This is a genomic window from Rhodobacter sp. Har01, assembly GCF_020564565.1.
Classification (GTDB): domain Bacteria; phylum Pseudomonadota; class Alphaproteobacteria; order Rhodobacterales; family Rhodobacteraceae; genus Pseudogemmobacter.
The window spans coordinates 1-2,250 of record NZ_JAJCTD010000027.1 but is presented as its reverse complement, the minus strand read 5'-3'; the positions used below and the strand labels follow the sequence as shown (position 1 = coordinate 2,250).

Annotated in this window: 1 protein-coding gene; it reads left to right on the top strand. The window is 51.7% G+C overall.

Translation table 11 applies throughout. The annotated features are described in order from the left end of the window. Window positions 1-332: 332 nt before the first annotated feature. On the top strand, window positions 333-2,250 hold a 1,918-nt coding region (locus tag LHP98_RS19660; protein ID WP_413687731.1), incomplete at its 3' end, for a calcium-binding protein.

The window sequence follows — 2,250 nt, the reverse complement described above, 5'->3', positions numbered from 1 at the left end:
GTTCGGCAGGCGCCTTCGTCGTCACGAGGTTCTTTCTCATCTCCACCTCCATGTGGGGTCAAGATGAGCCGCAAACCCTCCGCCACGCAATCACGCCAAACTGTTCCATGGGTGCTGATGCCGGACAAACTTCACTATGAGAAGCCTCGATGGCGAGACTACTGCAACAAAGCTTCGTCGAGGTCAAAATCTCTGATTTCTAAGAACAAATTGACAAATCAACGGGAATTTTTCATCAGTGAACACAGTCTTGCCAGAAAATCTCCCCTGCAAACGATGTACTTCAGAGCCAAACATCTGGAACGAATGCTCATCGTCCGGGATAAAGCTGCATGCCGCTCACATTCTCAATCTTGAATGGGTCGACCATAGAAACAGGCCCTGAAATCGTGAGAGCAATCACAGATAGCCACTTCGGTGGAAACGTCCTCGTCAACAACGCAGAGCGTGCCCAAATCTCTTCCGGTTGGGGCTTCGGCAGATCTATCGCCGATGCGAACATGAAGAATTTGCGCTATCCTGGCGGCACCGTTACCGAAACACTCTTCGATATGACCAACCCGGATGCACCAATGCGGGGCACCACGCCGCTGCTTTGGCAAACGCAATTCTTGCAGTTCGCATCAGAAATTGGCGCATCTGCAACGATCGTAATCCCAACCAGATGCGGCTTCACCCAAAGCGCCGGCGCCTCTCTAGTCGCAGGCAATTACGGACATCGAGCAGTCTCCGAAGAGTACTCTCAGTCTGTTCAACGATACGTATTTGATACAATACGCAACGCTGCGAATCAAGAGAATCCGGTCCGTATCTCATGCTTTGAAATAGGAAATGAATTCTGGGCATCCGGCCAGATGACAGCGTCGGAATACGGCAAAGTGGCAGCGTCTGCCCTGCGTGCCGCCCAAGCCGGCATCGATCATGCTATTGCGGCAGGGTACGTTTCTTCGACTTCACAGCCAGAACTTCTCGTTCAAACGATTTCGGCGGCCGGGTATATGTCGCCCAATAGCTCATCCGATGTGTATGTGTCAAGTGGCGAGGTCTATCAGTCAATTTCACTGATTCCGGAAGGGCAACTGTATGAACTAGCTACCATTTCTGGTCAAGGCAATGCCCGAGCGCAATTGTTGGAGATTGTAAGAGTACTGAATGATGCGTCCGTGTCACACCTCATCGACGGAATGGTGGATCACTACTACAATGCCTCAGGATTTGCGCAAGTCGATACCGGTGAACAGTTCATCTTCCAACAGTTCAATTACGCTGAGGCGAGGCTTGGTCGTGAAGTTGGCACACTGAGTCGCTATGTAACAGAATGGAACACAAAGCGAACTGTTGACACCTCGGATGGCGGGAGAGAGAACAACCCTGAAGTTGCGCACAACCGTGGGCTTCCGCAGGCCGGGATGCTGGTCGAAATGTTCTTTGAGATGCTGACGCATGGCGTGACAAGCGCAAACGTCTGGCCGCTTTGGTTTCCCAGTGGGAACTCAACGTCTCTTTTTGATTCGGAGACATTTGCAACGCGCGTTCCGAGTGCCATCTTTCAACTAATGCAGGAAAGCCTAATTGGAACTCGCCCAATCTTAGATTCTGAGATTGAAATCGACAGTGTAAGACTGGATTCACACTTCTTTTCGTCCGACGCAAAGATCGTGTTCTTTTCACAAAACCGTTCCGAAGTTCCTCTGCATGACTTCATTCTTGGTCTTGACGGTCTCGGAGATTCGACGCTTAGAGCTAATCTAGATACGAGACAATATTTTCTGGCAATCACCGAGCTGTCGTCTTCGCTTGGTGGACAGTTTTGCAGCGGAGCAAACGGCGAGGATGTCGCGCCAGTGCTGACCTATTCGAATGGAGCGATTGGAAGTGGATCTCTCTTGCAGATTTCAATGTCGAACTTCACATCAACGGTCGATTCTCTCAGTGCGATAGACCCTATGGCAATTTTGCGGGTCGAGATTACATTCATTTCCGAAGGTTCGGATGTGATCATTGGACGTGCCGGCAATGATACGATCTTCGGAGGTGGCGGCGATGACTCCATTCTAGGCTCTTCAGGTGTGGATCGGCTCCATGGTCAAGCAGGCAACGACACCCTGGAAGGAGGCCCGGGCAACGACCATCTTTGGGGTGGCGAAGGCGCCGACCGCCTTATTGGCGGAGACGGGCAGGAAATCGACTACGCCCGCTACGACGACGCCAACTGGGGCAATCTCATCATTCGTCTGGATAACCCCGCCC